The following is a 25,949-nucleotide window of genomic DNA, read 5'->3' as shown; positions in this document are numbered from 1 at the left end:
TGGGCGCGAAGTTATCACCGCGCGTTCATCCATACAATCGATGGGCGGCATGTGCTGCATTCATCAGGCTAATGACAAGGCATTGTCCATGGACCTTCAGAAAACCGATCTCAACCTGCTGCTGGCCTTCGATGCGCTGATGCAGGACGGCAACCTCACGCGCGCGGGTTTCCGGCTCGGCCTGTCCCAGCCGTCGATGAGCCATGCGCTGGCCCGGCTGCGAAAGCTTTGGGACGATCCGCTGTTCGTGCGTGTGCCCAGCGGCATGGAGCCCACACCGTTTGCAAGGCAGATCGCGGTGTCGGTGCGCGAGGGCCTCGGCCTGCTGCAAGGCGCGCTCGGCGTGGCGGCGGTGTTCGACCCGAAGACGTGCACGCGCACCTTCCAGATCCTGATGAGCGACATCGGCGAGCTGGTCTACCTGCCGACGCTGATCACCAAGCTCAAGGCCGTTGCGCCGGATGTGAACCTGCGCATCCTGCAACTGCCACGCGAGTCCTATCAAGAGGCCTTCGCCAGCGGCGAAGCGGATCTGGCCATCGGCTACCTGCCGGCCCTGAAAGCTGGTTTCTACCAGCAACGGCTGTTCGTCGATTCCTATGTCTGCATCGCCCGCGAAGCCCATCCGCGCATCGAACGGGTGCTCACGCTGGCACAGTTCACGCAGGAGTCGCACATCATGGTCGAGCCCGCGGGTTCGCGCTACCGCACGGCCTCGTTGCAGTCATCGACGACGACCTTCATCGAACGCCATCTGGCCGATCGGGGCCTGAGGCGGCGCGTTGCGCTGCGCGTGCCGCATTTCATGGTGGTGCCCGGCATCGTCCAGCAGACCGACCTGCTGGCCACGGTGCCGAGCTCGGTGGTGGCGCACATCAGGCCGATGCCGCGGGTCCAGTTGCTGCCGCTGCCCATCGACGCGCCAACTTTCGAGGTGTGCCAGTTCTGGCACGAGCGCAATCACCACGACGCCGCGAACCAATGGCTGCGCCGCACCATGGCGGAGCTGTTCAAGGGCTGAGCGTGGCCGTGGCGCGGAAGCCGCGACGAGGGCATCGGCTTCTTGAGGATGGGATGGGCGCGTCCCGGGCGACCCCGAACCCGTCAACTTTGCGAGGTGAACCGTAGCTTGGCAGGAGCCGATGCGGAAAAACCCTCGTCATGCACTAATATGGACGGGTCAGGTGCTTAATTCGCGAAATTTTCGATCGGATGAGGCGCATGGCGACGCGAATCCGTCGGACTAGGCCGGGCCCGGTCTCAACGGAACTTCTCCCATGGCCTGCAGGACTGATGTGTGGACTCCGAATCTTCCGATCTAACGCCGACGGTGATCACGGTCGAAGGCTTCAATGCCAACGACCATTTCTACCTGGAAGCCGGCGAAACGACGCGTGAGGAGTTGACGGAGCCCGAAGCCTCGGAGCCCAACTCGCCGCAGGTGCTGGAGGTGCTGCAGCGCCTGCCGGTGCTGGTTATCGCACTCGACCTGCCGCGCCGGATCATCGTGTTCTGGAACCAGGAGTGCGAGTCGGTCACCGCCTACCGCAGCGAGGAGATCGTCGGCAATCCGGGTGCGCTGCAACTGCTCTATCCCGAGCCGGTCTACCTGGCGCGCAAGTTGGCCGATCTGCACGAAACGCAGTCCAGTCTTCGCAACATGGAGTGGACGCTGACCACGCGTTCGGGCAGCAAGCGGCGCATCGCCTGGTCGGCCATCGAGGGTCTGAAGATCGGGGCGGCATCGGGTATCTCGTGGTGGATCGGCCTGGACGTGACCGCCCGTTCCGAAGCCGACCGCCGGCTGCGCGATCGCGACAAGCTGTTGAATTCGGTGTTCCGCCATTTGCCGGACATGGTCTACCTGAAGGACGGCGAAAGTCGCTGGCTGTTGACCAATCCGGCCGCCCGCGCGGTGCTCGGGCTCACCGAGCAGGAGGCTTACGGCTACACGGATCTGGAGATCGCCAACCGCAACCATCCGGCCAGCGCCGGACTGCGCCACAGCGCGCTGGCCGAGGAGGCCACTTGGCAGTCGGGCCGGGCCTCGCACATGCAGGAAACGGCCGACGACGGCCAGGGCAATGTCCGTTCGTTCGATGTGGTGCGTGTGCCGACCTTCGGCCGGCGCGGCCAGCGCCTGCACCTGTTGGTGGTGCGCCGCGACATCACCGACCAGCGCATTGCCGCCACCAAGCTCGAGCTCGCCGGCCGTGTGCTGGAGCAGAGCACCGACGGGATCATCATCACCGACGAGAAGAACCGCATCATCATGGTCAATGGCGCGTTCTCGGAGATCACGGGCTACCAGGCGGCGGAAGTGCTCGGGCGCGACCCCGGCATGCTGGCCTCGGGGCAGCACGGCCCCGAGTTCTTCCAGGCTTTGTGGAAGACTTTGAACGAGGAAGGGCGCTGGGCCGGCGAGATCTGGAACCGGCGCAAGAATGGCGAGGTCTATCCGCAGTGGATGAGCCTGTCGGCGCTGCACCAGCGCGCGCACGGGGAAATCACGCATTACGTGGCCTCCTTCTCCGACCTGAGTTCGCGCAAGGCGGCCGAGGAAAAAATTGCCTACCTGTCGAGCCAGGACCTGATCACCGGCCTGCCCAACCGCGCGCAGACCGCACTGCGTTCGACCCTGGTGCTCAAGCACGCGCAGGCCACGCGCGAACAGGTGGCGCTGATCGTGATCGACGTCGACAACTTCAAGACACTCAACGACTCGCTGGGCCATGCCGCGGGCGACCAGTTGCTGCGTGAGGTGGGCAATCGGCTCAGCGCCGCGCACAACGAACGCACCATCGTCGGCCGCCTCAGTGGCGACGAGTTCCTGGTGCTGGTGCGCAATGTGCAGGGCACGGCGGAGGCGGCGCACATGGTGAATGCGCTCACCGAGGCCGTGGGCCGCACCATGACCCTGGCCGACCTGCCGGTGAATGTGTCGATCTCCGCCGGCATCGCCATGTTTCCGTCCGATGGCGAGCACTTCGACGCCCTGTTCGGCCGTGCCGACTCGGCGCTGTACGCGGCCAAGCGCAACGGCCGCGGCACCTACCAGTTCGCCAACGCCACCATGAACGAGGCCGCGCTCGAGCGGCTGCGCATCGAGGCGGCATTGCGCACCGCCATCGAGAGCGACACGCTCCGGCTCGAATACCAGCCGCTGATCCACCTGCCCAGCGGTCGCATCGTCGGCACCGAGGCACTGTGCCGTTGGGACCATCCGGAGCGCGGCAGCATTCCGCCGGGCTTGTTCATCCCGATTGCCGAAGACTGCGGCCTGATCGAGGCGCTCGGCGGCCTGGTGCTGAGAAAGGCTGCGCTGCAGCTGCGGGCCTGGCACGACGCGGGACATCCCGAGCTGATGATGTCGGTGAATCTGTCTGCCCGGCAGTTCCAGCGCGGCGTGGTGCTCAAGCAGGTGGAGGACGCCCTCGCCATCAGCGGGATTTCACCGGACCGCCTGGAGCTCGAGCTCACGGAGAGCGTGCTGCTGCACGATGGCGAGGCGGTGATGGCGGTGCTGCGCCGGCTCAAGGCGCTGGGCGTGAAGCTGTCCATCGACGATTTCGGAACGGGCTATTCGAGCTTCGCCTACCTGCGCCGCATCAAGTTCGACAAGATCAAGATCGACCAGTCCTTCGTACGCGACCTCATCGACGATCCCGACAACGCGGCGATCGTGCGCGGTGTGATCTCACTCGCGCTCAGCCTCGGGTTAGCCGTGCTGGCCGAAGGCGTGGAAACCGAGGAAGTGGCGCAACGCCTGCGCCATCTGCAATGCACCTATGCGCAGGGCTACCACTTCGACCGGCCGCTCAGGCCGGAGGTGTTTGCCCAAAGGCTGCAGAGCCTGCGGCCTTCCGGCTTCACGGGTTGACCAGGACGAGTTTGCCCTTGACCTCGCGCGAGCCCATGCGCGCGTAGGCGGCCTTGAGTTCGGCCATCGGCAGGGTCCGGTCGATCACCGGCTTGATCCTGCCTTCGCCGTACCAGCGCACGAGTTCGGCCAGGGCCTCAGCGCTGGCCTCGGGTTCCTGCCTGGCGAAGCCGCCCCAGGAGACGCCGACGATGGAGGCGCCCTTGAGCAGCGCCAGGTTGAACGGCAGGGCTGGAATCTGCCCCGCGGCGAAACCCACGACGAGGTAGCGCCCGCGCCACGCGATGGCGCGAAATGCGGGCTCGGCCAATGCGCCGCCGACCGGGTCGTAGATCACATCCGGCCCCTTGCCGCCGGTCAGCCCCTTGATGGCTTCGCGCAGGTCCTGGCTGCCGTAGTCGATGGTCTCGTCGGCGCCGAGGCCCTTGCAGAACGCGCATTTCTCGGCGGTGGAGGCGGCGGCGATCACGCGCGCACCCACCGCCTTGGCGATCTGGATCGCCGAACTGCCCACGCCGCCGGCCGCGCCCAGGATGAGCACGGTTTCACCGGCCCTGAGTCGCGCGCGGTCCACCAGGGCATGGTGCGAGGTGGCGTAGATCATGATGAACGCGGCCGCGTCCACGTGGGGAAAACCATCGGGCAGCGGCAGGCACATGGCCGCCTCGGCAATGACGTGCGTGCCGAAGCCGCCGGTGCCGGCCAGGCAAGCCACGTTCTGCCCGACCTTCAACCGGGTCACGCCCGCGCCGAGGGCCTCGACCACGCCCGCGTATTCGGCGCCGGGCACGAAGGGCAAGGGCGGCTTGAGCTGGTATTTGTTCTGCACGATCAGCAGGTCGGGAAAGTTCAGGCTCGCGGCCCGGATGGCCACGCGCACCTGGCCGGCAGCCGGCTCGGGCGTGGGCAGTTCCTGCCAGGTGAGCGCATCGACGCCGGTCGGGTTTTCGCAGAGCCATGCAAACATTGGGGTCTCCAGTCGGGGGATTCGGGTCGCCGATGATCGCCGGTTTTTCTGCCTGGCGCTGTCCCCTGCGGCGCCTACAATGCCCCCACTTTCTGACATGCCATGAAGATCCTCATTTCCAACGACGACGGCTTCCAGGCACCGGGCATTCTTGCGCTCTACGAGGCGCTCAAGGACGTGGCCGAGGTCGAAGTGGTGGCGCCGGAGCACAACAACAGCGCCAAGTCGAACGCGCTCACGCTGGCGCAGCCGCTGTACGTGCACGAGGCGGCCAACGGCTTTCGTTATGTGAACGGCACGCCGGCCGACTGCGTGCACATCGCCATGACCGGGCTGCTCGGCTACCGGCCCGACCTGGTGGTCTCGGGCATCAACAACGGCGCCAACATGGGCGACGACACCATCTACTCCGGCACCGTGGGGGCGGCCATGGAAGGTTATCTCTTCGGCGTGCCGGCCATCGCCTTTTCGCAGACCGAGAAAGGCTGGCGCCACATCGACGCGGCCGGCCGTGTGGTGCGCGACATGGTGCAGCGCATGGCCCAGCAGCGGCTCATCGGCGAAAAGCCCTGGCTGCTCAACGTGAACATCCCGAACCTGCCCTACGAGGAACTCAAGCCCGTGCAGGTGTGCCGGCTGGGCCGCCGGCACGCCGCGGAGAAGGTCATCACCATGACCAGCCCGCGCGGTGAAACCATGTACTGGATCGGCGATGCCGGCGCGGCCATGGACGATTCCGAAGGCACGGACTTTCACGCCACCAGGCTCGGCCATGTGGCGATGACGCCACTGAAGGTCGACCTCACGGACCGCGACGGGCTGCGCCACTGGGCGCAGGTGGCATCGAAGCTGGCCGGCACGGCGGACGCGGTTGGCGGCCAGGCCGGCCAGGGTTGACGCCATGGCACAACAACGTCCCTCATTTCCGGCGCGGCTGGACTTTTCCTCGGGCAAGCCCGGCGCGCCTGGAAAGATCCTGCCGGTCTCTGGTGCCAGCCCGGCACCATCGAAGCCGAAGCCCCAGGCGGCGCATGCGACGCAGGGCCTGGGCATGGATTCGGCCGCGGTGCGCGCGCGCATGGTGCGCCATCTCGCGGCCTCGGGTATCGCCTCGGCCGCGGTGCTGCAGGCCATGGGGACGGTGGAGCGGCATCGCTTCGTCGACTCCGCGCTGGTGAACCAGGCCTATGAGGACACCAGCCTGCCGATCGGCCTGGGCCAGACCATTTCCAAGCCCAATGTGGTGGCCCGCATGAGCGAGCTGCTGCTGGGCGCCGAACTCGCGCGGACCGGGTCGCTGGCGCGTGTGCTGGAGATCGGCACCGGGTGCGGCTACCAGGCCGCGGTCCTGAGCCTGCTGGCACGCGAGGTCTACAGCATCGAGCGGCTGCGCGGCCTGCACGACAAGGCGCGCGAGAACCTGCGCCACTTCCGGCTGCCCAATGTGCATCTGCTGTTCGGCGACGGCATGCTCGGTTATGCCAAGGGCGCGCCGTACGCAGGCATCATCGCCGCAGCTGGCGGCGCTGCGGTGCCGCAAGCCTGGACCGACCAGCTCGCCATCGGCGGCAGGCTGGTGGCGCCGATGGTCAGTGGCACGGGTCAGCAGGCCCTGGTGGTGATCGACCGCACGGCGCAAGGGCTCAAACAGCAGGTGCTCGAGGCGGTCCATTTTGTCCCCTTAAAATCCGGCATCGCTTGAAGGAATTACACATGCTGGGTTTGCGCAGTCAGGGTCGGAAGAAAAGCATTTTGCTGGTTGGCGTGTTGGCTGCGTTGGTGCTCGGAGGCTGTTCTTCTACCAAGCCGGGTGCGAGCCGCGCGCCCATCGAAGACCGCGGCACGGCGGCGGCCTCCGGCGGCAGCGTCGGCGCACCGCTGGAGGCGGCTCCGCTGAAGCCGCTGCCCGGTGCCGAAAACGCCGGCAAGCCGGGGTACTACACCGTGAAGCCCGGCGACACGCTGATCCGCATCGGCCTGGAGACGGGCCAGAACTGGCGCGACATCGTGCGCTGGAATGCGCTGGACAACCCGAATGTGATCGAAGTCGGACAGGTTTTACGCGTGGTTTCGCCCAACGTGACGCCGAGCGCCGACACCGGCGTGGTGACGCGTCCGGTGGCCTCCTCATCCATTACGCCGGCACCGGCAGCACCGGCTTCTTCGGCTTCGTCCGCCTCTGCCGCGGCCAGTGCCGCCAGCGCGGCCAAGCCCGCGGCAACGGTGGCGCCGCCGGTGGCCAGCGCGCCTGCGGCTTCGGCTGGCGAGGACGACCTGTCCTTCATCTGGCCCACGCCCGGTGGGGTGCTGGCTGGTTTCGACGAAGCCAAGAACAAGGGCCTGGACCTGAGCGGCAAGGCGGGCGATCCGGTGCTGGCCGCGGCCGATGGCCGCGTGGTCTATGCCGGCGCAGGCCTGCGCGGTTATGGCAACCTGATCATCCTGAAGCACAACAACACCTTTCTCACCGCGTACGCGCACAACCAGACCCTGCTGGTCAAGGAAGACCAGTCGGTGCGCAAGGGCCAGAAAGTGGCCGAGATGGGCAGCAGCGACACCGACCGCGTGAAGCTGCACTTCGAGATCCGCCGGCAGGGCAAGCCGGTCGATCCCGCCAAATACCTGCCGGCGAGGTAGGCCTTGGAACATCCCGACGCCTCCGGCAAACCCTCGGGTTCGGACGCGTCGGGCGTGTCGCTGCCGCGCTTGCGGGTTGCCGAGCCGCGTTACGCTGGCTCGACCGATCCATCGGAAGACAGCCTTGCCGGCATTGGCGAAGCGGCCGAGATGGCCGACGGCATCGAGCCGGCCGCGGTGGCCGGCGACAGCAGCGACACACTCACCCTGTACCTGCGCGACGTGCGCCGCACACCGTTGTTCACGCCGTCGGAGGAATTCGAGATGGCCACGCGGGCCCGCGCGGGCGACTTCGAGGCGCGCCAGCGCATGATCGAGCACAACCTGCGGCTGGTGGTGAGCATCGCCAAGTCCTATCTCGGCCGCGGCGTGCCCATGAGCGATCTCATCGAGGAAGGCAACCTCGGCCTGATGCACGCCATCGACAAATTCGAGCCCGAACGCGGTTTCCGGTTCTCGACCTATGCGACCTGGTGGATTCGGCAGGCGGTGGAGCGTGCGGTGATGAACCAGGGGCGGGTGATCCGCCTGCCCGTGCACGTGGTGCGTGAACTGCAACAGGTGCTTCGCGCGCGCCGCGCGCTGGAGAACGATTCGGCTTTCTCGGCGCTGCGGCCCGAGGGCGTGCGCGTCGACGACGTGGCCGCACTGCTCGGGCGGGACACGCAGTCCGTGGCCGATCTGCTGGCGCTGGCGGAAACGCCGCGCTCGCTCGACGCGTCGATGGACCGATCGGAAGACGGCAGCAGCATCGGTGACAGCCTGCCGGACGATCTGGCCATCGACCCTTCGAACACCACCCAGACCCATGAGGTGGAGCGCCTGCTCGAAGTCTGGATCGGCACGCTGACCGCACGCGAGCGCGAAGTGCTCGATGCGCGTTTCGGGCTGCACGAACGGGAGCCGGAAACCCTGGAAACGCTCAGCGAGCGGCTGGGCCTGACGCGGGAGCGGATCCGTCAGATCCAGATGGAGGCGCTGCGCAAACTGCGCACCTATCTATCGCGGCACGGGATCGGCAAGGATTCGGTCTTGTAGCGCCCCGGGCCCTCATCCCGACCCTCTACGGGAGGGAGAGGGCGCAAATCCGGTGCCTTATTGATTTTCCAGGAAGCGCTGCGCATCGAGCGCGGCCATGCAGCCCGTGCCGGCGCTGGTGATGGCCTGGCGGTAGACATGGTCCTGCACGTCGCCGGCGGCGAACACGCCCGGCACGCTGGTCATCGTGGCGAAGCCCTCGAGGCCGGAGCGTGTGACGATGTAGCCGTTCTTCATCGTCAGTTTGCCTTCGAAGATTTCGGTGTTGGGCTTGTGGCCGATGGCGATGAAGCATCCCTTGAGGGCCACGTCGTGCAGCGCGCCGTCGAGCGTGTGGCGCAAACGCACGCCGGTCACGCCCGAGGCGTCGCCGAGCACTTCGTCGAGCGTATGGAACAGCTTCAACTCGATCTTGCCGGCGGCCACCTTGTCCATCAGCTTGTCGACCAGGATGGCCTCGGCCTTGAACTTGTCGCGCCGGTGCACCAGCACCACCTTGCTGGCGATGTTTGACAAATACAACGCTTCTTCAACCGCCGTGTTGCCGCCGCCGACCACGCAAACCTCCTGGTCGCGGTAGAAAAAACCGTCGCAGGTGGCGCAGCCCGAAACGCCACGGCCCTGGAACGCGGTTTCCGACGGCAGACCGAGGTACTGCGCAGAGGCCCCGGTGCACAGGATCAGCGCATCGCAGGTGTAACTGCCGCTGTCGCCCTTGAGCTTGAACGGCCGTTCGGTGAAGTCGACTTCGCTGATGTGGTCGAAGATGATTTCGGTGTTGAAGCGCTGGGCGTGCTCGAGAAACCGCTGCATCAGCTCCGGCCCTTGCACCCCATGCACGTCGGCAGGCCAGTTGTCCACCTCGGTGGTGGTCATGAGTTGGCCGCCCTGGGCGATGCCGGTGATCAGCACCGGCTGCAGGTTGGCGCGCGCCGCATAGACGGCGGCCGAGTAGCCGGCAGGGCCGGAGCCCAGGATCAGCACCTTGGCGTGTTTGCTTGGGTTCATGGTGGAAAAACCTGTGGTGAAAATGGATGTGTGGCTGTACAGTTTGCGACTTGTTACAACAAAACAAGACGGTACGTGAGAAACGCCGGGCTGGTGATACGCTTGCTCAGAATTTTGCCCTTGATTGTAAGAACCCACCCCGTGCAGGGAAGAGAAGTAGAAGGAGCCCGTAAATGTCGATGCTTTCCAACCTAGAACTGCTGCTGCGTGTGCCGCTGTTTTCCATGATGACGGCGGACCAAGCAGAAGTGGTGGCCAAGGCCATCATCAAGCAGCGCTTCAAGCGTGGAGAAATGATCGTGGAGCAGGGGCGCAAGTCCAACGCACTGTTCATCGTGCTCAGCGGCCGGGCGCGTGTGCTCACCACCGATGCGCGCGGGCGTGAGGTGATCCTGGCCACGCTGGGCATGGGCGACTATCTGGGCGAGATGAGCCTGATCGACAACGAGCCGCATTCGGCCACCGTCACCACCGAGGTGCCGACCGACTGCCTGATGCTCGGCCGTGCCGAGTTCGAGCACTGCCTCAGCACCAACGCCGCCATGTCGCGCGCGGTGATGACCGGCCTGGTCAAGCGGCTGCGCAAGGCCGACCAGAAGATCGAATCGCTGGCGCTGATGGATGTCTATGGCCGTGTGGCCCATGTGCTGCTGGAGCAGGCCAATCCCGACGCCGAGGGCAAGATGGTCATCAAGGAAAAGATCTCGCGTCAGGACGTGGCCAAGATGGTCGGCGCCTCGCGCGAGATGGTCAGCCGCGTGATGAAGGATCTGGAAGAACGCGGCTACATCCAGAGCAACGACAACGGCTCCTTGGCCCTTCGCTCGGTGCTGGGCACCCTCAACTGATCCGCGCCGTCCGGACGCCTCCGGCCCGTTGCCCGGCAGGCGTCTGCGTTGCGGGGCCGTGACCCGGCATGGGGTAAAGTTGGGCTGACTTCCTAGCCCATGACTTATTCCCTCAACACCCTCAATTCCTCCGGTCCGGTGGTTTCGCCGTTGCGCAGCGGCGCAAGGCGCTTCGCGCGCGAGATCGGCCTGATCCTCGGCCTGCTGGCCCTGGTGTTCTGGCTGCTGGCTTTGTTCAGTTTTTCGCTGCAGGATCCGGCCTGGTCCACCTCGGGTCAGATTGCGCAGGCGCGCAACTGGGGTGGCCGCTTCGGGGCCTGGCTGGCCGACGTCAGCTACTACAGCCTGGGCTTCTCGGTCTGGTGGTGCTTCGCCGCGGGCGTGCGCACCTGGCTGTCCACGCTGGCCGAATGGATGCGCGGCAGCGACGAAACCCGCAAGCCCGGCGCTTCCGAAAGCCACTGGCTGCACAGCCGCACGGTGTTCTGGTGCGGCCTGGCGCTGCTGCTGTGCGCCAGCTCCGCGCTCGAATGGTCGCGGCTGTACCGCCTGGAGGCCGCGCTGCCGGGCCACGCCGGTGGCATCCTCGGCTTCCTGATCGGCCCCTTGAGTGTCAAATGGCTGGGGTTTGCGGGCTCCGGCCTGGTCTGGATCGCGCTGGGCGTGATCGGCGTCTCGGCGGTATTCCGTTTTTCCTGGAGCCATGTCGCCGAAAGCCTCGGGGCCTGGGCCCATTCGCTGGTGGAAATCCGCCGCGAGAAACGCGAGGTCGCCGAAGACCTCGCGGTGGGCAAGAAGGCCGCACGCAAGCGCCAGGAAACCGTGCTCGAGGAGCGTGTGGAGATCCAGGCGCACCATCCGGTGCCGGTGGTGATCGAGCCGGTGCTGGTCGAGGCGCCCAAGAGCCAGCGCGTGGCCAAGGAGCGCCAGAAGCCGCTGTTCACCGAGATGCCCGATTCGCGCCTGCCGCAGGTCGACCTGCTCGACGGCGCGCAGGTGCGCCAGGAAACCGTGTCGCCCGAGACGCTGGAGATGACCAGCCGCATGATCGAGAAGAAGCTCAAGGACTTCGGCGTCGAGGTGCGGGTGGTGCTGGCCTCGCCCGGCCCCGTGATCACGCGCTACGAGATCGAGCCGGCCACCGGGGTGAAGGGTTCGCAGATCGTCGGCTTGGCCAAGGATCTGGCGCGTTCGCTGAGCCTGGTGTCGATCCGCGTGGTGGAGACCATCCCCGGCAAGAACTACATGGCGCTGGAGCTGCCCAACGCCAAGCGCCAGTCGATCACGCTCTCGGAAATCCTCGGCTCGCAGGTCTACCACGAGGCCAAGTCGATGCTGACCATGGGCCTGGGCAAGGACATCATCGGCAACCCGGTGGTGGTCGACCTGGCCAAGATGCCGCACGTGCTGGTGGCCGGCACCACCGGCTCGGGCAAGTCGGTGGGCATCAACGCGATGATCCTGTCGCTGCTGTACAAGGCCGAGGCCAAGGACGTGCGGCTGCTCATGATCGACCCGAAGATGCTGGAAATGTCGGTCTACGAAGGCATTCCGCACCTGCTGGCGCCGGTGGTCACCGACATGCGCCAGGCCGCGCACGGCCTGAACTGGTGCGTGGCCGAGATGGAGCGGCGCTACAAGCTGCTGAGCAAGCTCGGCGTGCGCAACCTGGCCGGGTACAACGCCAAGATCGACGAGGCCAAGGCGCGCGAGGAATTCATCTACAACCCGTTCAGCCTCACGCCGGACGATCCGGAGCCGCTCAAGCGCGAGCCGCACATCGTGGTGGTGATCGACGAACTGGCCGACCTGATGATGGTGGTGGGCAAGAAGATCGAGGAACTCATCGCGCGGCTGGCGCAAAAGGCGCGCGCGGCCGGCATCCACCTGATCCTGGCCACGCAGCGGCCCAGCGTGGACGTGATCACCGGCCTGATCAAGGCCAACATCCCGACGCGCATTTCCTTCAAGGTCAGCAGCAAGATCGACAGCCGCACCATCCTCGACCAGATGGGCGCCGAGGCGCTGCTCGGCCTGGGCGACATGCTCTACATGCCCGGCAGCGGCATGCCGACGCGGGTGCACGGCGCCTTCGTCAGCGACGAGGAAGTGCACCGCGTGGTGAGCTTCCTCAAGACGCAGGGCGAGCCGGATTACATCGAAGGCGTGCTCGAAGGCGGAACCGTGGACGGCGAAGACGGTCTCATGGGTGAAGGTGGCGATGGCGGCGGCGAAAAGGACCCGATGTACGACCAGGCGGTCGAAGTCGTGCTGAAGAACCGCAAGGCCAGCATTTCGCTGGTGCAGCGCCACCTGAAGATCGGCTACAACCGCGCCGCGCGGCTGGTCGAGGACATGGAAAAGGCCGGCCTGGTGAGCGCGATGAGTGGCGCCGGGCAACGCGAAATCCTCGTTCCCGCAAGGGCCGAGTAAACGTCGATGAAAAATATTGTTGCTGCGATTTTGATAGCTACTGGCGCGCATGCTGCCTGCGCTGACGGCCTGGAAAGCCTGGAAAACTTCGTCAAGACCGTGAAGTCCGGCCGGGCCGACTTCACCCAGGTCGTGACCTCGCCGCCGAAGGAGGGCCAGGCCGTGCGCAGCAAGACCTCCACCGGCACCTTCGAATTCCAGCGGCCGAGCCGTTTTCGTTTCATCTACAAGAAGCCGTTCGAGCAGAGCATCGTGGCCGATGGCCAGACCTTGTGGCTCTACGACGCGGACCTGAACCAGGTCACCGCGCGCCGGCAGTCGCAGGTGCTCGGCAGCACGCCGGCCGCCTTGATTGCTTCCGCGCCCGACTTGCGTGCCCTGCAGGCCGATTTCGCGCTGCAGGCTGCGCCGGACAAGGACGGTCTGCAGTGGGTGGTGGCCACGCCCAAGGCCAAGGACGGCCAGTTGCAGAACGTGCGCATCGGCTTCAAGGCCGGCGATGAACTGGCCGCGCTGGAAATCCTGGACAGTTTCGGGCAGCGCTCGGTGATGAGTTTCACGAAGGTGGAGGTCAATCCTTCGTTGCCCGCCGAGAACTTCCAGTTCAAGCCGCCGGCTGGGGCGGATGTGGTGCGCCAATAGCGAAGGCGCTGCGCAGCCACGCCAGCATTTCGCGATTCACCGGTTCCGGTGCTTCCATCGTCGGCATGTGCCCACATCCCGCCAGCATTCTCAATTCGGCCCCCGGCACCAGACCCGCAATTTCGCGCGAATGTTCGGGCGGCGCCAGCCGGTCCATGTCTCCGCACAGCACCAGCGTGGCGCAACGCAGGGCCGGCAGATGCGGCCGCAGGTCAGGCCGCGCCATGACGGCGCGGTTCTGCCGCGTCAACTGATCGTCTCCGGCGCGCAGCATCATCGACAGATAAGCCTGCGCCAGCACGGGATCGGCCGCGTGTCGCGGCGCCAGCGCCAGCGGGATGTTGGCGCGCAGCACCTCCGCCGCGCGGCCCTGCGCGAAGAGGTTCAGCACGCCTTCGCGCAGCTGCCGCATCGCCGCCGTCTCAGGCCGGGCGCTGGTGCCGATCAGGACCAGGCCGCGAACCCGCGCGCCGCCGAGATGCGCGGCCTGCATGGCGATCATGCCGCCCATGGAGGCGCCGCACAGCAGCAGCTCCCCCGGATGCTCGTCGAGCAGGGCTTGTGCCATGGTTTCGATCGTCGGAAGGCGCGTGTGCACGTCGCTCACCATCGGCCGCAGCGCGACAGGCAGCACGTCAAGTGGCGCACGCCACATCTGCGCATCGCAGGCCAGGCCGGGGATCAGGACCAGTTGCGGCAGGGACATGACTTCCTCGTGCATTGCGGGCGGGTTATGCTGGGCAACAGAACCAAAAAGGAGAATGTGCCATGAAAATCTTGCTACCCGTCGATGGCTCGGAAGTCTCGCTCGAAGCCGTGCGCCAGGCGATCCGCATGACGCGCCAGGGCCTGCGGGCGCATTTCGTGCTGGCCAACGTGCAGGAGCCGGCGCACCTCTACGAGATGATGATCAATCCCGACCGCGCCCTCATCGAGCGCGCCAGCGCCGAAGCCGGCGAGTTCGCGCTGCGCGGCGGCGAGGCACTGCTGAAGCAGGCGGGGCTCGCCTATGAATCCGAGGTGGCCACCGGCGACCCGGCCCACACCATCGTCGACCTGGTGGAGCGTTTCGGCTGCGACATGATCATCCTCGGCGCACGCGACAAGGGCAGCCTGCGCAGCGCCTTGCTGGGCTCGGTGGCGCACGAGGTGCTGCATGCCGCGCAGGTCCCGGTGATGGTGATCAAGCCGCGCGGCGAGGGCGATCCGGTGGACGAGGCCGCGCTCACCGACCCCGTGGCTTGACGGCGCCAGGCATGCAGCACGCGACGGAACTGATCCTGGTTCGCCACGGCGAAACCGACTGGAACCGCGAGCTGCGTTTCCAGGGCCAGATCGACGTGCCGCTGAACGCCGTCGGCCACGCCCAGGCCGAACGGGTGGCCGCGCGGCTGGGCGACGAAGCTGGCATCCATGCCGTGGGGGCCAGCGACCTGCAGCGTGCGGTGCAGACGGCGGCGGCCATCCGGCAACGGAGTGCGCCGCAGGTGGATGCGGACGTGTTCCAGCTCGCCGGCCTGCGTGAGCAGAACTTCGGCATGGTCGACGGCATGCGCGTGGCCGACATCCAGCGCGAGCACAGCGAAGCCTGGGCCCAGTGGGTGCGCTTCGACGCCGATTACGCGTTCGACGGCGCCGAGAGCCCGCGCCAGTTCCATGCGCGCGTGATGGCCGCGCTGCACGACCTCGCGCTGCGCCATCCGGGCCGGAAGCTGGTGGTGGTGACCCACGGCGGCGTGCTCGACATGGTGTATCGCACGGCCCATGGCCTGGCGCTTTCCGGGCCGCGGCAGGCGGTGATTCCCAACGCCGGCATCAATCGCGTGCGCATGGCCATCGAACAGGCCGCGCTGCGCTTCGAGATCGTCGACTGGGCCGATGCGCGCCACCTCCAGGATCTGCCGGCGCAGCCGGTGTACGACCAGAGCAGGCTGGCGCTGGCGGCGGCGTTGGCCGTGCCCTCCGCGCCGCGCTGAAGGGATCAGGTCGAAGGCTGCGTCAGCAGCGTCGCTTCAAACAAGTTCAGCAAGTGCCGCGCGAACACATCCATGTTCGCGGCGCGATTCGTGTCGCCGGTCTCGACGCTGAGGCAGGCCGAGGCACGGCCGGCCACCGCCAGGCACACATGGCCCGCGGCGTCGCCATAGCGGTTGCCCGTCGGGCCGGCCGCGCCGCTCTCGCCCAGGCCCCAGGTGGCACCGTGGCTGCCGCATGCCTGGCGAGCGATCAGCGCGGCGTAGGCTTCGGTGCTCGGGCGCATGCCGGCGAGGTCGGCCTCGGTCAGGCCCAGCAGCGCTTTGCGCGCTTGCAGGGTGTAGACCACGGCGCCGCCCACAAAATAGGCCGAGGCGCCCGGCAGCGCGAGCAGCGCCGCCGAAACCAGGCCACCGGTGGAGGATTCGGCGACGGCCACGGTCTCGCCGCGGCGGCGCAACAGGGCGCCGACACGCTCGGCAAGCACGTTCAGCGCCGGCAACGCAGGGGGCTGGGACATGGCGACTCCTTCATTCGGCCGCATTGTCGCCGCCAGGCAGACTTACTTGCCGAAGGAGGCCTCCGGCAACCACAGCGCGAGCCCGGGAAAGGCCACCAGCAGCACCACGAGCAGCAGCATCATCACCAGGAAGGGCAGGGTGCCGACGATCACGTCGGTGATCAGCCCCTCCTTGCGGATGCCCTGTACCACATACAGGTTCATGCCCACCGGCGGCGTGATCAGCGCGAGCTCGGCCATCACCACGAGGTAGATGCCGAACCAGACCGGGTCGATCTTCAACGCCGTGATGAGCGGGAACACGATGGGGATGGTGCCGATGACCATGGCCAGTGCGTCCAGGAAGCAGCCCAGGATCAGGTAGAACACCGTGAGCACGAACAGCAGCATCAGCGGCGACGAGGCGAAGTTGCTCGCCAGCGCGGCCAGCGCCTGGGGCACACCCATCAGGCCGAGCACGAAGTTGAGGTAGAAGGCCGCGGCGGTGATCAGCATGATCATGGCCGTCACCGTGGCGGTGGTGACGAAGCTCTCGTGCAGCATCTTCATCGAGAACTTGCCGTAGGCGATGCACAGCAGCAGCGCCATCACCACGCCCAGCGCAGCCGATTCGGTGGGCGTGGCCCAGCCGAGGTAGATGCTGCCCATGACCACCACGAACAGCGCCGTCGGCGGCAGCAGGTGAACCAGACGGCGCAGGCGCACGCCCAGTGGTGCTGGTGCGGCCACGGCGCCAGCCAGCGAAGGCTTCCACCAGCAGGCGAGCACGACCACGGCCATGAACAGCCCGGTGAGCAACAGACCCGGAATGACGCCGGCCGCGTACAGGCGCCCGACCGAGGTGTTGGTCATCGCGCCGTAGATGATCATGTTGATCGACGGCGGAATCAGGATGCCCAGCGTGGCGCCGGCGGCGATGGTGCCCAGCACCAGCCGAGGGTCGTAGTTCTGGCCCTTGAAGGCCGGGATCGCCACCGTGCCGATGGTGGCGGCGGTGGCCACCGACGAGCCCGACACCGCGGCGAACATTGCCGAGGCGCCGATGTTCGTGTGCAGCAGGCCCCCGGGCAGGGGGTTCAACCAGTCGGACAGCGACTTGTACATGCGGTCGGTGAAACCGCCGCGCACCAGCAGTTCACCCAGCAGCACGAACAGCGGCACGGCGACCAGCACGAAGTTGTTCGTGGCGCCCCAGTACTGCGTGCCGAACTCCATCACGGCCGGCGTGCCGAGGTAGAACATGGCGCCCAGCATGCTGATCACGAACATGACGAAGGCCACGTGCAGGCCCAGCGCCATCAGGCCGACCAGCAGCGCGAAGCCCACGAGGGCCGAGGTCAGGCTGATCATGCGCGTTCTCCTTCGCGCTCGGCGCGGGCGGCGAGTTCGGCTTCGAGTTCGTCCTGCGCGCTGGCCGGGCCGTAGAAGCGGTTGAGTTCCGGCGCGCCGCTCACCAGCAGGATCACGGCGTGCACGGCATAGGCCAGGGCGATCAATGCGAACAGCGCCAGCCCGAGCAGCCAGATGCCTTGGGGCTGCCACAGCGGTGTCTGCAGCGGATTGCTGGCGGTGCTCTGGAATTCGATCGATTCCATCAGCACGGTGCTGCCGCGCCAGGCGGCGAAACACGTGAACACGGCCATGCCGACCATGGCCACGGTATTGAGGATGCGTTGCCACATCGGCGACATGCGCACCAGGAACACGTCGACGCGTGTGTGGCCGCGCATGGCCATGGTGTAGGACGCGCCGATGACGGCGATGATGGCCAGCACATAGCCGCCGAAGTCATCGGTGCCCTGCAGCGTGAACCCGAACAGCTTGCGGCCGATGATTTCAATGGTGATGGCGAACGACAGCAGCAGCACGAGATAGCCGCACAGCACGGCAGCGACGCGCGCCACGGGCTCGACCACGCGGCTGATCGGGTTGGGATTCATGGCGGGGCCTCTCTGGGATCACTTGATGTCGAAACCGCGGGCCTTGCCCACCGTGGCGTTCCAGACCTCGGTGCATTTCGGATCGACCTTGTTGCACGAGGCCTTCCACAACGGCAGCACGGAACTCGTCACCGCGGCCTTCACCTTGGCGGCATCGGCCGGGGTCACCGGCACCATCGTCATCTTGAACTTCGTACCCTTGGTGCAGGGCTCCGCGCCGACGTTGCAGTTCATTGCGTCGTCGTTGGACGTATCGGCCAGGTCCCACATGCGGTCTTCCATCTGCTTGAAGCCGGCAAGCAGCTTCTTCTGCGCATCGGGCGAGAACTTGTTCCAGTAGTCCAGGTTCATGAAGTGGCCCTGGACCGAGCCGGAGACCGACAGCGGCAGGAAGTGGGTCGTGACCTCGGGCCACTTGCCCGAGTTGCCCGAGGTCGGCGAGGTCACGCCGCAGTCGGCCACGCCGCGCTGCAGTGCCGGATACACCTCGGAGAATTGCAGCGTGACGGGCGTGGCGCCCAGTGTCTTGATGAGCTCGGCCATGGACGGCGTGAAGCTGCGGATCTTCATGCCCTTGACGTCGTCGATGGTCTTGATCGGCTTGTTGCAATAGAAGACCTGCGGGCCGAACGGCCACAGCGTGAGCACCTTGGCGTTGAAACGCTTCTGCAGCCGCTGGTCGAACACCTCGCGGTACGCGTCCACGGCCTTGCGCAGGTCCTTCATGTTGGTGGAGACGCCGATCAGGTCCACGCCCTCGAAGAACGGGTCGTCGCGCGAAGCCATGCCGATCTGCACGCTCATCACGTCGAAGGTGCCCGAGCGCAGCAGGCGCAGCGCGTCGGCGGCCTGCACGTTGACCACGTCCATCGGGTTGTAGTTGATGGTGATCGGCGCGCCCATCAGCTTGGGCAGGGCGATGAAGAAGGGCTTCTCGATCTCGTCCACGTGTTTGGTATTCGACGAAAAATTGCCGGCGATGCGCATCGTCGTGGGGTCTGCCGCGTGGCTTTGCGGACTGAACCCGGCGATGGCCAGTGCAAGGGCCGCGCCGACGCTGCGCAGAAAGGAGTTGGCGGGACGAGAGGGCATGGAAATCTCCGGTTGAGGTTGAAGCGGGAGGCTGGTTGCGCATCCGACTGGACCGCTGCACAGGCTTTCAAAGCACGAACTGTTCCAAGTGGTCACCTGCCGGCTCAGCGCAGTGCGACGGCCTGGGCGCGTTCCAGCATGGCGCGGTAGTACGGCGCGAGCCTTTCGGCGTCGCCCGACTGGCGGGCGGCCACCGCCTGGAAAGCGGCATGCAGCGCCCGCGCTTCGGCGCGCAGGGCCTTCTCGTCGATGCCGGCGATGCGGCCGTCCTCGAAGACCACCCGGCCATCCACGATGGTGTAGCGCACGGAGCTGCCGTCTTCGCAGAACACGAGCTGCCGCCGCAGATCGTTGAGCGGCGTGAACGCATGGGTGTCCAGGTCGAGCAGGACCAGGTCGGCCCGGAAGCCGGGCTGGAGCTGGCCCAGGTCGGCGTGGCGCCGGATCGCGCGCGCGCCGCCGCGGATCGCCGCGTGCAGCACCTCCTCGGCCTGCGGCCAGCGCCGGCAGTCGGCGTCGGCCAGCGAATGGACCATGCCGGCCAGCTTGGTGACGGCCCAGAGGTTGGTGGTGTCGTCGGTGTTCATCTCGTCCGTGCCCAGGCACAGCGGCACACCGGCGTCGCTGAGCTTGCGCCAGGGCATGATGCCGCTGCCCAGGCGCAGGTTGCACACCGGGTTGTGGGCCACCGTGCAGCCCGAGGCGGCGAGCAGCGCGATGTCTTCGTCGTCGACCCAGATGGCGTGGATCACCATCATGCGTTCGTCGAGCAGGCCGAGCCGATGCACGTACTTGACGAGCGATTCGCCGAACACCTCCTGCCCGAGCACCCGCTGCAGCCGGGTTTCGAGGATGTGGATGTTGAACGGCAGGTCGTGCTGCTTCGACAGTGCCGACAGCGCGCGGAAGTAGCTCGGCGTGACGCGCTGCGGCGCCGAGCAGGACACGGCCGCCCGCAGCCGCCCACCGGCCGCGCCGTGCCAGTGCGTGATCAGGTGGTGGTAGGCAGCGAGCAGTTCCGCTTCGCTCTGCAGGGGCGCGGCGTCCATGTGGGCGCGCTCGCCGGGCGGCAGCAAGTCGCGCAGGAACGGGTACTTGTCATATTCGACGATGTTGGGCTGGTCGATGGCCACCGTGGCACGGATGCCCGCGTCGGCGTAGGCCTGCAGCATGGCGTCAAGGCCTGTATGCGTGACGATGGGCACGTGGTAGGCGTCGTCGTGCACGGTGGTGATGCCCCGGCGCAGCATTTCCACCGCGCCGAGCAGCGTGCGCACATAGGTGAACCGATCGGCCTGCGCGGCCAGTCCGCCCTTGGCCGAATCGCCGGCCAGGGGCGGCACCTCGTACAGCATGAAGAGCTCCAGCGGCATGCCCTCCAGGCAGCCCTTCATGAAGTTGCCAGGGGAATGGAAATGCGCGTTGACCAAGCCCGGCATCGCCAGCAGGCCGCGGCCGTCGATCACGCGGGCTGCGCGCGCCAGCCATGGTGCGGCCGCGCCCGGACCCAGGGCGGCGATGATGCCGTCCTGGATCACGATGTCGGCCACCGGCCATTCATGGCGTGTGTCGTCCATCGCCAGCACATGGGCATTCTGGATGACGATAGGGGAGAGGGAGGGCGTGGCGGTGCTCATGGATTCAGCAATGGCTGCAATTTGTCGATCTGTGTGTGATCCAAATGTAATAAGATGGTATTCAATCTGTCAAAGAAAATTTTCTTTTAAATCAATGGCTTGAATGCATTTATATGGTGCATTTGAATGAAATTGCGCACGGTAATGGTGAGCGACTTATCGATTTGGTGCGCAATGATTCGAGCTGCTGGGAAAGGGTTTCCATGCGTTTGTTGATCGTCAATTCCAATACGTCGGCCTATGTGACCGCCAAGGTCGCCGATGCCGCGAGGGCCGTGGCCAGCCCGGGCACCGAGATCGCGGCGATGAACGGCACGTTCGGTGCGCACGTGATCGGTACCCGCACCGAACTCGCCGTGGCCGAGCACGCCACCGTCGACCTGCTGGCGCAACATGCGGGGGAGGCCGATGCCGTGGTTATCGCGGTGTCCTATGACGTGGCCCTGCGCGCTGCGCGCGAGATGCTGGACGTGCCGGTGGTAGGCATCACCGAGGCCGCGTTGCTCACCGCCTGCATGCTCGGCGGCCAGATCGGCGTGGTGGTGTTCGGCGCGCGCGTCCTGCCGATCTACCAGGAACTGGTGCGCAGCTACGGCCTGCAGCACCGGGTGGCCGGCTGGCGCGTGGTGGAAAGCAATGCCCCGTATGCGGCCGGCGACCAGAGCGAGGCCGATGCGCTGGCCGTGGCCGCGGCCAACCAGCTCGTGGCGCAGGACCATGCCGAGGTGGTGGTGCTGACGGGCGCCGTGATGGCCGGCGTGCCGGCCAGGTTGCAGCCGCATATCGACGTGCCGGTGCTCGACGGCGTGAGCTGCGCCGTGCGCCAGGCCGAATTGCTGACTTCGATGCGGCCGATCAAGCCGCGCGCCGGCAGCTACGCGCGCCTGCCGCCGCGCGAGATGAGCGGCGTGAGCGAAGCGCTGGCGGCGCAGTTCGGGCGTTAGGTGCCTACGCGCCGGGCGGCTCGGGCCACGGCCGCTGCGGCGCACGCATCAGCTCGAAGGCGCGTGCGACCTGCAGCACGCCCAGGTCGTCGAAGCGCTGGCCCGCGATCTGCAGGCCGATCGGCAGGCCGCGGGCGGTGTAACCGCAGTTGATCGAGGCCGCCGGCTGCTCGGACATGTTGAAAGGCACGGTGAAGCCGATGTGGGCCATGGCGCGCAGCGGGTCGTTGGTGGGCGAGGGCAGTTCCGCGTCGAAGGCCGGCATGGACGACACCGGCGAGACCACGTAGTCGAAGGCTGCGCAGGCCTTCACCGTCGCAACCCGCGTCGCGTGGAACTGGTGGTAGGCGGCGAAGGTTTGTGGCCCGCTGAAATGCGCCACGCTGTCGGCCCAGGCCCGGATGTAGGGCAGCACGGCCTCGCGTTTCTCGGGCGCGAGCGCCGCCAGGTCGACATGGGAGCGCATGCGCCAGGCGTGGTCCATGCCGTCGAGCATGGCCTGCGTCATGAAGGGCTGCATCGGCACGACGATGGCGCCGGCCTGCTCCATCAGGCCGGCCGCGGCCTCGATGGCGGCGCGCACTTCCGGTTCCACCGACAGCCCGCAGCCCGCGTCGAGCAGCAGGCCGATGCGCAAGCCCTTGAGTTTCTCCACGCCGCCGTCGAAGTCCTGCCAGCGGATGGCCTCGAAGGGCAGACTCATGCAGTCGCGCTCGTCCGGCTTCGACAGCACCTGCATCATCAGCGCCGCGTCGGCCACGCTGCGGGTCATCGGGCCGGCGGCGCGGCCGGTGTACGGTGGGTCGATGGGGACGCGGCCCAGGCTCGGCTTCAGGCCGAACACGCCGCACCAGCCGGCAGGCAGCCGGATGGAGCCGCCGATGTCGGTGCCGATGTGCAGCGGCCCGTAACCCGCTGCGGCCGCCGCCCCGGCGCCGGCGCTCGAGCCGCCTGGCGTCTTGCGCAGGTCCCAGGGGTTGCGCGCCAATGCGTGGAAGGTGGAAAGCCCGGAGGACAACATGCCGTAGTCGGGCATCGTGGTCTTGCTGACGAGTACGGCGCCCGCCTCCAGCAGGCGGGCGGCCGGCGGTGCGTGGGCGGCCGCAGGCGCCAGGCTGGTGGCGGCCGTGCCCAGTGGCAGCGGGTCGCCCTGGGTGGCGATGTTGTCCTTGATGGTGGTCGGCACGCCGTCCAGCGGGCCGCACGGGGCGCCGCGCAACCAACGGGTTTCCGAGGCCCGTGCCTGCGCCAATGCCGCGTCCGGCCGCAGCAGGTAGGTTGCCCGCAGATGGGGTTCCCAGCGCGCGATGCGGTCGAGCACGGCCTGCGTGACCTCCACCGGTGAAAGGCTGCGCTGGCGGTAGGCGGCGAGCAGGGTGTGGGCAGGCAGGTCGTGCAGATCGGACATGGCGGTGGCGTGGTGCGCGGTAGGGAAGGGCGGTTCGGCAGAGTGTGCCTCAGCCTGCCGCAGGTGGCTTATCCGCCCTGGCGTCAGGGATGGCGCGCAGGCCCGATAATCGGTGTATGAAGCCTGTTTTTCCGATGGTTGCCGCGTGGCGTGTTCCTGGCCTGTTGAGGAGCCCGGCATGGCGCTGATCATCACCGACGAGTGCATCAACTGCGACGTGTGCGAGCCCGAGTGCCCGAACGATGCGATCTACCTCGGCCAGCAGATCTACGAGATCGACCCGCACAAGTGCACCGAATGTGTGGGCCACTTCGACGAGCCGCAGTGCGTGCAGGTCTGCCCGGTCTCCTGCATCCCGGTGAACCCCGATTTTGTCGAGGACAAGGAGACGCTGTGGCAGAAATACCGTCGCCTGCAGTCGGAAATCAAGTCCGGGACGGCGTCTGAAGCGCCGCCCGTCGGCAAGGAAGACTAGGACGGCGCAGTTTCGGCCGCCGCGGGCGGCTTGGGCGGCTTCGGACGGGGCGGCTTGGTGGTGTGGATCAGCATGGTGGCCTTTTCCATGTCGCCCGCCATCAGCTCGGGCAGGGCCTTGATGGTGCGGTCCATGCTTTCCTCGATCGCAGCCAGGTGTTCCTTGGACGGTTTCTTCAGCACCCAGTGCAGCACCTGGTCTTTCACGCCCGGATGGCCGATGCCGATGCGCAGCCGCCAGTAGTCGCCGGTGCCCAGTTGCGCATGGATGTCCCGCAGGCCGTTGTGCCCGGCGTGGCTGCCGCCGAATTTCAGCTTGGCCTGGCCCGGCACGATGTCGAGCTCATCGTGCGCCACCAGGATTTCGGACGGCTGGATCTTGAAGAACCGGGCCAGCGCCGCCACCGACTTGCCCGACAGGTTCATGAAGGTCTGCGGCTCGAGCAGCCAGCGCGTCTCGCCCGCCACCGTGGTGCGGGCGGCCAGGCCGAAGTACGTCTTCTCCGGCACCAGGTTGAGCTTGAGTTCGCGCGCCACTGCGTCGATCCACCAGAACCCGGCGTTGTGGCGCGTGGCCTCGTATTCGGGCCCGGGATTGCCCAGGCCGACAAACAGTTTGATCATGGCTTGATTATCCGGTCTCGGCGATGCGGGTGTTTGCCTGCAGAACCCATGAAAAAGGGCCCGCCGAAGCGAGCCCATTTTGCAGATCCGGCAGGGCCGGCAAGCAGGTCAGAAGGTTACTTCTTGGCCGGGGTCTTGGCAGCGGGCTTGCCGCCCTTGGCTGCGGGAGCGGCGGCGGCAGCAGCGGCTGCAGGATCCGGTTCCACTTCTTCGGCCTTGGCCACCACGGACACCAGCACGGGGTTTTCCTTGCCCTTGACCAAGGCCGTCACGCCCTTGGGCAGCGTGATGTCCTTGACGTGCAGGGAGGCGCCCTTCTTCAGGCCGGTCAGGTCGACGGCGATGAATTCAGGCAGGTCACCCGGCATGCAGGTGACTTGCAGCTCGGTCAGCACGTGGGTGATCAGGCAGTGGTCGACCTTGAAGGCATCGGACTCTTCCTCACCGCTGTAATGCAGTGGCACCTTCATCGTGAGCTTGGTGTTGGCTTCGACGCGCTGGAAGTCGATGTGCTGGATCAGTTGCTTGTACGGGTGCATCTGCACGTCGCGCAACAGAACCTTGCTCACGGTGCCGTTGATTTCCATGTCCAGGATGCTGGCGTGGAAGGCTTCCTTCTTGATGGCGTGCCACAAGGCGTTGTGGTCCAACTCGATGCGGGTGGCCTCGTTGGCGCCGCCGTAGACGATGCCGGGGGTACGGCCGGTGATGCGGAGACGGCGGCTCGCACCCGTGCCCTGCGATGTGCGCTCAAAAGCGACGAATTTCATAATCAACTCCTGTGGAAGTGCATCGCGACCAATGTCACTTCGTTTTGAAAAAAGCCCGCGGCGCCGTCCCCACTTCGGAGGCGCGCCCGCAGGCTCACTTTTTGCCGCGGATCAGAACAGGTTGTCCTGGTCCGAGAACAAACTCATCACCGACTCGCCGTTGGCAATGCGCTGGATCGTTTCGCCGATCAGCGGGGCCACGGTGAGTTGACGGATTTTCTTGCATGCCGCTGCAGCATCGCTGAGCGGAATGGTGTTAGTGACCACCACCTCGTCCAGGGCCGAGCCCTGGGTGATACGTTCGATGGCCGGGCCGGAGAAGATCGGGTGCGTGCAATACGCATAGACCTTCTTGGCGCCGCGCTCCTTCAGCACCTCGGCGGCCTTCACCAGCGTACCGGCGGTGTCGATCATGTCATCCATGATCACGCAGTTGCGGCCTTCGATCTCGCCGATCACATGCATGACTTCGCTGACGTTGGCCTTGGGACGGCGCTTGTCGATGATGGCCATGTCGCAGCCGAGCTGCTTGGCCAGCGCACGCGCACGCACCACACCGCCGACGTCGGGCGAAACCACGATCAGGTCCTCATAGTTCTTCTGGCGCAGGTCGCCCAGCAGTACCGGCGAGGCATAGATGTTGTCGACCGGAATGTCGAAGAAGCCCTGGATCTGGTCGGCATGCAGGTCCATCGTCAGCACGCGGTCCACGCCCACGGCCTGCAGCATGTTGGCCACCACCTTGGCCGTGATCGGCACCCGGGCCGAACGCGGGCGGCGATCCTGCCGGGCGTAGCCGAAGTAGGGGATCACGGCGCTGATGCGTTCGGCCGAGGCGCGCTTGAGCGCATCGACCATGATCAGCAGCTCCATCAGGTTTTCATTGGTCGGCGCGCAGGTGCTTTGCACCACGAAAACGTCGCGGGCCCGCACGTTCTGGTTGATCTCGACAGTGACTTCACCATCGGAGAAGCGGCCTACGCTTGCAGCGCCCAGCGCGATACCCAGATGTTGGGCGATTTCAGCGGCCATGCCTGGATTGGCATTGCCCGTGAAAACCATGAAGTCGGTGTGATTAGCCTGCATGAGGGATCCGGCGATGAAGAAGCTGTG

General features: G+C 66.5%; 25 protein-coding genes. 13 read left to right on the top strand and 12 right to left on the bottom strand.

The window, feature by feature from the left end; all coding sequences use genetic code 11:
* Nucleotides 1-88 precede the first annotated feature (88 nt).
* Both RD110_RS20970 and RD110_RS20965 read left to right on the top strand, forming a co-directional pair.
* Nucleotides 89-1,021 carry a LysR family transcriptional regulator gene (locus RD110_RS20970; RefSeq protein WP_076201725.1) on the top strand — a complete coding sequence of 311 codons (933 nt, stop codon included), beginning with the start codon at nt 89-91 and terminating at the stop codon, nt 1,019-1,021.
* Nucleotides 1,022-1,297: 276 nt separating this feature from the next.
* On the top strand, nt 1,298-3,880 hold the full coding sequence (locus tag RD110_RS20965) for a sensor domain-containing protein (protein WP_083686408.1): 2,583 nt from the start codon (nt 1,298-1,300) through the stop codon (nt 3,878-3,880).
* On the opposite strand, the gene RD110_RS20960 is transcribed toward RD110_RS20965, so the two are convergent.
* Nucleotides 3,870-4,847: an NADPH:quinone oxidoreductase family protein gene (locus RD110_RS20960; RefSeq protein ID WP_076201722.1), complete on the bottom strand. Its 978-nt coding sequence runs from the start codon at nt 4,845-4,847 to the stop codon at nt 3,870-3,872. The two genes, RD110_RS20965 and RD110_RS20960, sit on opposite strands and share 11 nt — an antisense overlap.
* 102 nt (nt 4,848-4,949) lie before the next feature.
* On the opposite strand from RD110_RS20960, the gene surE reads away from it, so the two are divergent.
* The 4 genes from surE to rpoS all read left to right on the top strand — a co-directional run bounded on the left by surE (nt 4,950) and on the right by rpoS (nt 8,522).
* A complete protein-coding gene (gene surE, locus RD110_RS20955) occupies nt 4,950-5,744 on the top strand; it encodes a 5'/3'-nucleotidase SurE (RefSeq protein WP_076201720.1) in 795 nt (264 codons plus the stop codon).
* A 4-nt stretch (nt 5,745-5,748) separates the two neighbouring features.
* A complete protein-coding gene (locus RD110_RS20950; RefSeq protein WP_076205379.1) occupies nt 5,749-6,549 on the top strand; it encodes a protein-L-isoaspartate(D-aspartate) O-methyltransferase in 801 nt (266 codons plus the stop codon).
* An 11-nt stretch (nt 6,550-6,560) separates the two neighbouring features.
* Nucleotides 6,561-7,484, top strand: a complete 924-nt coding sequence (locus RD110_RS20945) for a peptidoglycan DD-metalloendopeptidase family protein (RefSeq protein ID WP_076201718.1) — start codon at nt 6,561-6,563, stop codon at nt 7,482-7,484.
* Nucleotides 7,485-7,634: 150 nt separating this feature from the next.
* On the top strand, nt 7,635-8,522 hold the full coding sequence (rpoS, locus tag RD110_RS20940) for an RNA polymerase sigma factor RpoS (protein ID WP_076205377.1): 888 nt from the start codon (nt 7,635-7,637) through the stop codon (nt 8,520-8,522).
* A gap of 57 nt (nt 8,523-8,579) precedes the next feature.
* On the opposite strand, the gene trxB is transcribed toward rpoS, so the two are convergent.
* Complete coding sequence (gene trxB / locus RD110_RS20935) at nt 8,580-9,530, bottom strand: thioredoxin-disulfide reductase (RefSeq protein ID WP_076201716.1); 951 nt, start codon at nt 9,528-9,530, stop codon at nt 8,580-8,582.
* A gap of 173 nt (nt 9,531-9,703) precedes the next feature.
* Here trxB and RD110_RS20930 point away from each other — a divergent pair, with 173 nt between their 5' ends.
* The 3 genes from RD110_RS20930 to lolA all read left to right on the top strand — a co-directional run bounded on the left by RD110_RS20930 (nt 9,704) and on the right by lolA (nt 13,453).
* Nucleotides 9,704-10,378, top strand: coding sequence for a Crp/Fnr family transcriptional regulator (locus tag RD110_RS20930; RefSeq protein WP_076201714.1), 675 nt, complete (start codon nt 9,704-9,706; stop codon nt 10,376-10,378).
* A 99-nt stretch (nt 10,379-10,477) separates the two neighbouring features.
* Nucleotides 10,478-12,811: a DNA translocase FtsK gene (locus RD110_RS20925; protein WP_076201713.1), complete on the top strand. Its 2,334-nt coding sequence runs from the start codon at nt 10,478-10,480 to the stop codon at nt 12,809-12,811.
* A 6-nt stretch (nt 12,812-12,817) separates the two neighbouring features.
* Nucleotides 12,818-13,453: an outer membrane lipoprotein periplasmic chaperone LolA gene (gene lolA, locus RD110_RS20920; protein ID WP_076201711.1), complete on the top strand. Its 636-nt coding sequence runs from the start codon at nt 12,818-12,820 to the stop codon at nt 13,451-13,453.
* Here the strand turns inward: lolA and RD110_RS20915 are convergent.
* The gene (locus tag RD110_RS20915; protein ID WP_157900267.1) at nt 13,416-14,159 is read right to left on the bottom strand and encodes an alpha/beta fold hydrolase; all 744 of its coding nucleotides are present in this window, start codon (nt 14,157-14,159) and stop codon (nt 13,416-13,418) included. The two genes, lolA and RD110_RS20915, sit on opposite strands and share 38 nt — an antisense overlap.
* Before the next feature lie 62 nt (nt 14,160-14,221).
* Here RD110_RS20915 and RD110_RS20910 point away from each other — a divergent pair, with 62 nt between their 5' ends.
* Both RD110_RS20910 and RD110_RS20905 read left to right on the top strand, forming a co-directional pair.
* Nucleotides 14,222-14,698 carry a universal stress protein gene (locus RD110_RS20910; RefSeq protein ID WP_076201707.1) on the top strand — a complete coding sequence of 159 codons (477 nt, stop codon included), beginning with the start codon at nt 14,222-14,224 and terminating at the stop codon, nt 14,696-14,698.
* A gap of 11 nt (nt 14,699-14,709) precedes the next feature.
* Nucleotides 14,710-15,429: a histidine phosphatase family protein gene (locus tag RD110_RS20905; RefSeq protein WP_076201705.1), complete on the top strand. Its 720-nt coding sequence runs from the start codon at nt 14,710-14,712 to the stop codon at nt 15,427-15,429.
* A 5-nt stretch (nt 15,430-15,434) separates the two neighbouring features.
* Here the strand turns inward: RD110_RS20905 and RD110_RS20900 are convergent, their stop codons facing one another.
* The 5 genes from RD110_RS20900 to RD110_RS20880 form a co-directional block, all read right to left on the bottom strand.
* Nucleotides 15,435-15,947: a CinA family protein gene (locus tag RD110_RS20900; RefSeq protein WP_076201704.1), complete on the bottom strand. Its 513-nt coding sequence runs from the start codon at nt 15,945-15,947 to the stop codon at nt 15,435-15,437.
* Between the two features lie 42 nt (nt 15,948-15,989).
* Nucleotides 15,990-17,297, bottom strand: a complete 1,308-nt coding sequence (locus RD110_RS20895; protein WP_076201702.1) for a TRAP transporter large permease — start codon at nt 17,295-17,297, stop codon at nt 15,990-15,992.
* The gene (locus RD110_RS20890; protein WP_076201700.1) at nt 17,294-17,887 is read right to left on the bottom strand and encodes a TRAP transporter small permease subunit; all 594 of its coding nucleotides are present in this window, start codon (nt 17,885-17,887) and stop codon (nt 17,294-17,296) included. Before RD110_RS20890 ends, RD110_RS20895 begins: the two co-directional genes overlap by 4 nt.
* Nucleotides 17,888-17,905: 18 nt before the next feature.
* Nucleotides 17,906-18,979, bottom strand: coding sequence for a TRAP transporter substrate-binding protein (locus RD110_RS20885; protein ID WP_076201698.1), 1,074 nt, complete (start codon nt 18,977-18,979; stop codon nt 17,906-17,908).
* A gap of 104 nt (nt 18,980-19,083) precedes the next feature.
* A complete protein-coding gene (locus RD110_RS20880) occupies nt 19,084-20,616 on the bottom strand; it encodes an amidohydrolase family protein (protein WP_204249992.1) in 1,533 nt (510 codons plus the stop codon).
* Between the two features lie 203 nt (nt 20,617-20,819).
* Here RD110_RS20880 and RD110_RS20875 point away from each other — a divergent pair, with 203 nt between their 5' ends.
* The gene (locus RD110_RS20875) at nt 20,820-21,560 is read left to right on the top strand and encodes an aspartate/glutamate racemase family protein (RefSeq protein ID WP_076201696.1); all 741 of its coding nucleotides are present in this window, start codon (nt 20,820-20,822) and stop codon (nt 21,558-21,560) included.
* Between the two features lie 4 nt (nt 21,561-21,564).
* Here the strand turns inward: RD110_RS20875 and RD110_RS20870 are convergent, their stop codons facing one another.
* Nucleotides 21,565-22,968 carry an amidase gene (locus RD110_RS20870; protein ID WP_076201694.1) on the bottom strand — a complete coding sequence of 468 codons (1,404 nt, stop codon included), beginning with the start codon at nt 22,966-22,968 and terminating at the stop codon, nt 21,565-21,567.
* A 178-nt stretch (nt 22,969-23,146) separates the two neighbouring features.
* Between RD110_RS20870 and RD110_RS20865 the strand changes: the two genes are divergently transcribed.
* The gene (locus tag RD110_RS20865) at nt 23,147-23,443 is read left to right on the top strand and encodes a YfhL family 4Fe-4S dicluster ferredoxin (RefSeq protein WP_076201692.1); all 297 of its coding nucleotides are present in this window, start codon (nt 23,147-23,149) and stop codon (nt 23,441-23,443) included.
* Here RD110_RS20865 and pth read toward each other — a convergent pair.
* The 3 genes from pth to RD110_RS20850 form a co-directional block, all read right to left on the bottom strand.
* Nucleotides 23,440-24,066, bottom strand: coding sequence for an aminoacyl-tRNA hydrolase (gene pth, locus RD110_RS20860; protein ID WP_076201690.1), 627 nt, complete (start codon nt 24,064-24,066; stop codon nt 23,440-23,442). The two genes, RD110_RS20865 and pth, sit on opposite strands and share 4 nt — an antisense overlap.
* A gap of 116 nt (nt 24,067-24,182) precedes the next feature.
* On the bottom strand, nt 24,183-24,836 hold the full coding sequence (locus RD110_RS20855; RefSeq protein ID WP_076201688.1) for a 50S ribosomal protein L25/general stress protein Ctc: 654 nt from the start codon (nt 24,834-24,836) through the stop codon (nt 24,183-24,185).
* Nucleotides 24,837-24,947: 111 nt separating this feature from the next.
* A complete protein-coding gene (locus RD110_RS20850; protein WP_076201686.1) occupies nt 24,948-25,922 on the bottom strand; it encodes a ribose-phosphate pyrophosphokinase in 975 nt (324 codons plus the stop codon).
* Nucleotides 25,923-25,949: the final 27 nt, after the last annotated feature.

It is taken from the genome of Rhodoferax koreense (assembly GCF_001955695.1).
Classification (GTDB): Bacteria; Pseudomonadota; Gammaproteobacteria; order Burkholderiales; family Burkholderiaceae_C; genus Rhodoferax_B; species Rhodoferax_B koreensis.
Note: the sequence above shows the minus strand (reverse complement) of the source record. Positions and strands in the feature narration are given on the sequence as shown.

Bases quoted from the DNA above. Each gene is read 5' to 3' on its own strand.
- RD110_RS20880 (WP_204249992.1), bottom strand. From the start codon at position 20,616: ATGAGCACCGCCACGCCCTCCCTCTCCCCTATCGTCATCCAGAATGCC.
- RD110_RS20875 (WP_076201696.1), top strand. From the start codon at position 20,820: ATGCGTTTGTTGATCGTCAATTCCAATACGTCGGCCTATGTGACCGCC.
- lolA (WP_076201711.1), top strand. From the start codon at position 12,818: ATGAAAAATATTGTTGCTGCGATTTTGATAGCTACTGGCGCGCATGCT.
- RD110_RS20925 (WP_076201713.1), top strand. From the start codon at position 10,478: ATGACTTATTCCCTCAACACCCTCAATTCCTCCGGTCCGGTGGTTTCG.
- trxB (WP_076201716.1), bottom strand. From the start codon at position 9,530: ATGAACCCAAGCAAACACGCCAAGGTGCTGATCCTGGGCTCCGGCCCT.
- surE (WP_076201720.1), top strand. From the start codon at position 4,950: ATGAAGATCCTCATTTCCAACGACGACGGCTTCCAGGCACCGGGCATT.
- RD110_RS20930 (WP_076201714.1), top strand. From the start codon at position 9,704: ATGTCGATGCTTTCCAACCTAGAACTGCTGCTGCGTGTGCCGCTGTTT.
- RD110_RS20870 (WP_076201694.1), bottom strand. From the start codon at position 22,968: ATGTCCGATCTGCACGACCTGCCTGCCCACACCCTGCTCGCCGCCTAC.
- RD110_RS20945 (WP_076201718.1), top strand. From the start codon at position 6,561: ATGCTGGGTTTGCGCAGTCAGGGTCGGAAGAAAAGCATTTTGCTGGTT.
- RD110_RS20970 (WP_076201725.1), top strand. From the start codon at position 89: ATGGACCTTCAGAAAACCGATCTCAACCTGCTGCTGGCCTTCGATGCG.
- RD110_RS20950 (WP_076205379.1), top strand. From the start codon at position 5,749: ATGGCACAACAACGTCCCTCATTTCCGGCGCGGCTGGACTTTTCCTCG.
- RD110_RS20915 (WP_157900267.1), bottom strand. From the start codon at position 14,159: ATGTCCCTGCCGCAACTGGTCCTGATCCCCGGCCTGGCCTGCGATGCG.
- RD110_RS20910 (WP_076201707.1), top strand. From the start codon at position 14,222: ATGAAAATCTTGCTACCCGTCGATGGCTCGGAAGTCTCGCTCGAAGCC.
- RD110_RS20895 (WP_076201702.1), bottom strand. From the start codon at position 17,297: ATGATCAGCCTGACCTCGGCCCTCGTGGGCTTCGCGCTGCTGGTCGGC.
- pth (WP_076201690.1), bottom strand. From the start codon at position 24,066: ATGATCAAACTGTTTGTCGGCCTGGGCAATCCCGGGCCCGAATACGAG.
- rpoS (WP_076205377.1), top strand. From the start codon at position 7,635: ATGGCCGACGGCATCGAGCCGGCCGCGGTGGCCGGCGACAGCAGCGAC.
- RD110_RS20885 (WP_076201698.1), bottom strand. From the start codon at position 18,979: ATGCCCTCTCGTCCCGCCAACTCCTTTCTGCGCAGCGTCGGCGCGGCC.
- RD110_RS20900 (WP_076201704.1), bottom strand. From the start codon at position 15,947: ATGTCCCAGCCCCCTGCGTTGCCGGCGCTGAACGTGCTTGCCGAGCGT.
- RD110_RS20905 (WP_076201705.1), top strand. From the start codon at position 14,710: ATGCAGCACGCGACGGAACTGATCCTGGTTCGCCACGGCGAAACCGAC.
- RD110_RS20865 (WP_076201692.1), top strand. From the start codon at position 23,147: ATGGCGCTGATCATCACCGACGAGTGCATCAACTGCGACGTGTGCGAG.
- RD110_RS20960 (WP_076201722.1), bottom strand. From the start codon at position 4,847: ATGTTTGCATGGCTCTGCGAAAACCCGACCGGCGTCGATGCGCTCACC.
- RD110_RS20890 (WP_076201700.1), bottom strand. From the start codon at position 17,887: ATGAATCCCAACCCGATCAGCCGCGTGGTCGAGCCCGTGGCGCGCGTC.
- RD110_RS20855 (WP_076201688.1), bottom strand. From the start codon at position 24,836: ATGAAATTCGTCGCTTTTGAGCGCACATCGCAGGGCACGGGTGCGAGC.
- RD110_RS20850 (WP_076201686.1), bottom strand. From the start codon at position 25,922: ATGCAGGCTAATCACACCGACTTCATGGTTTTCACGGGCAATGCCAAT.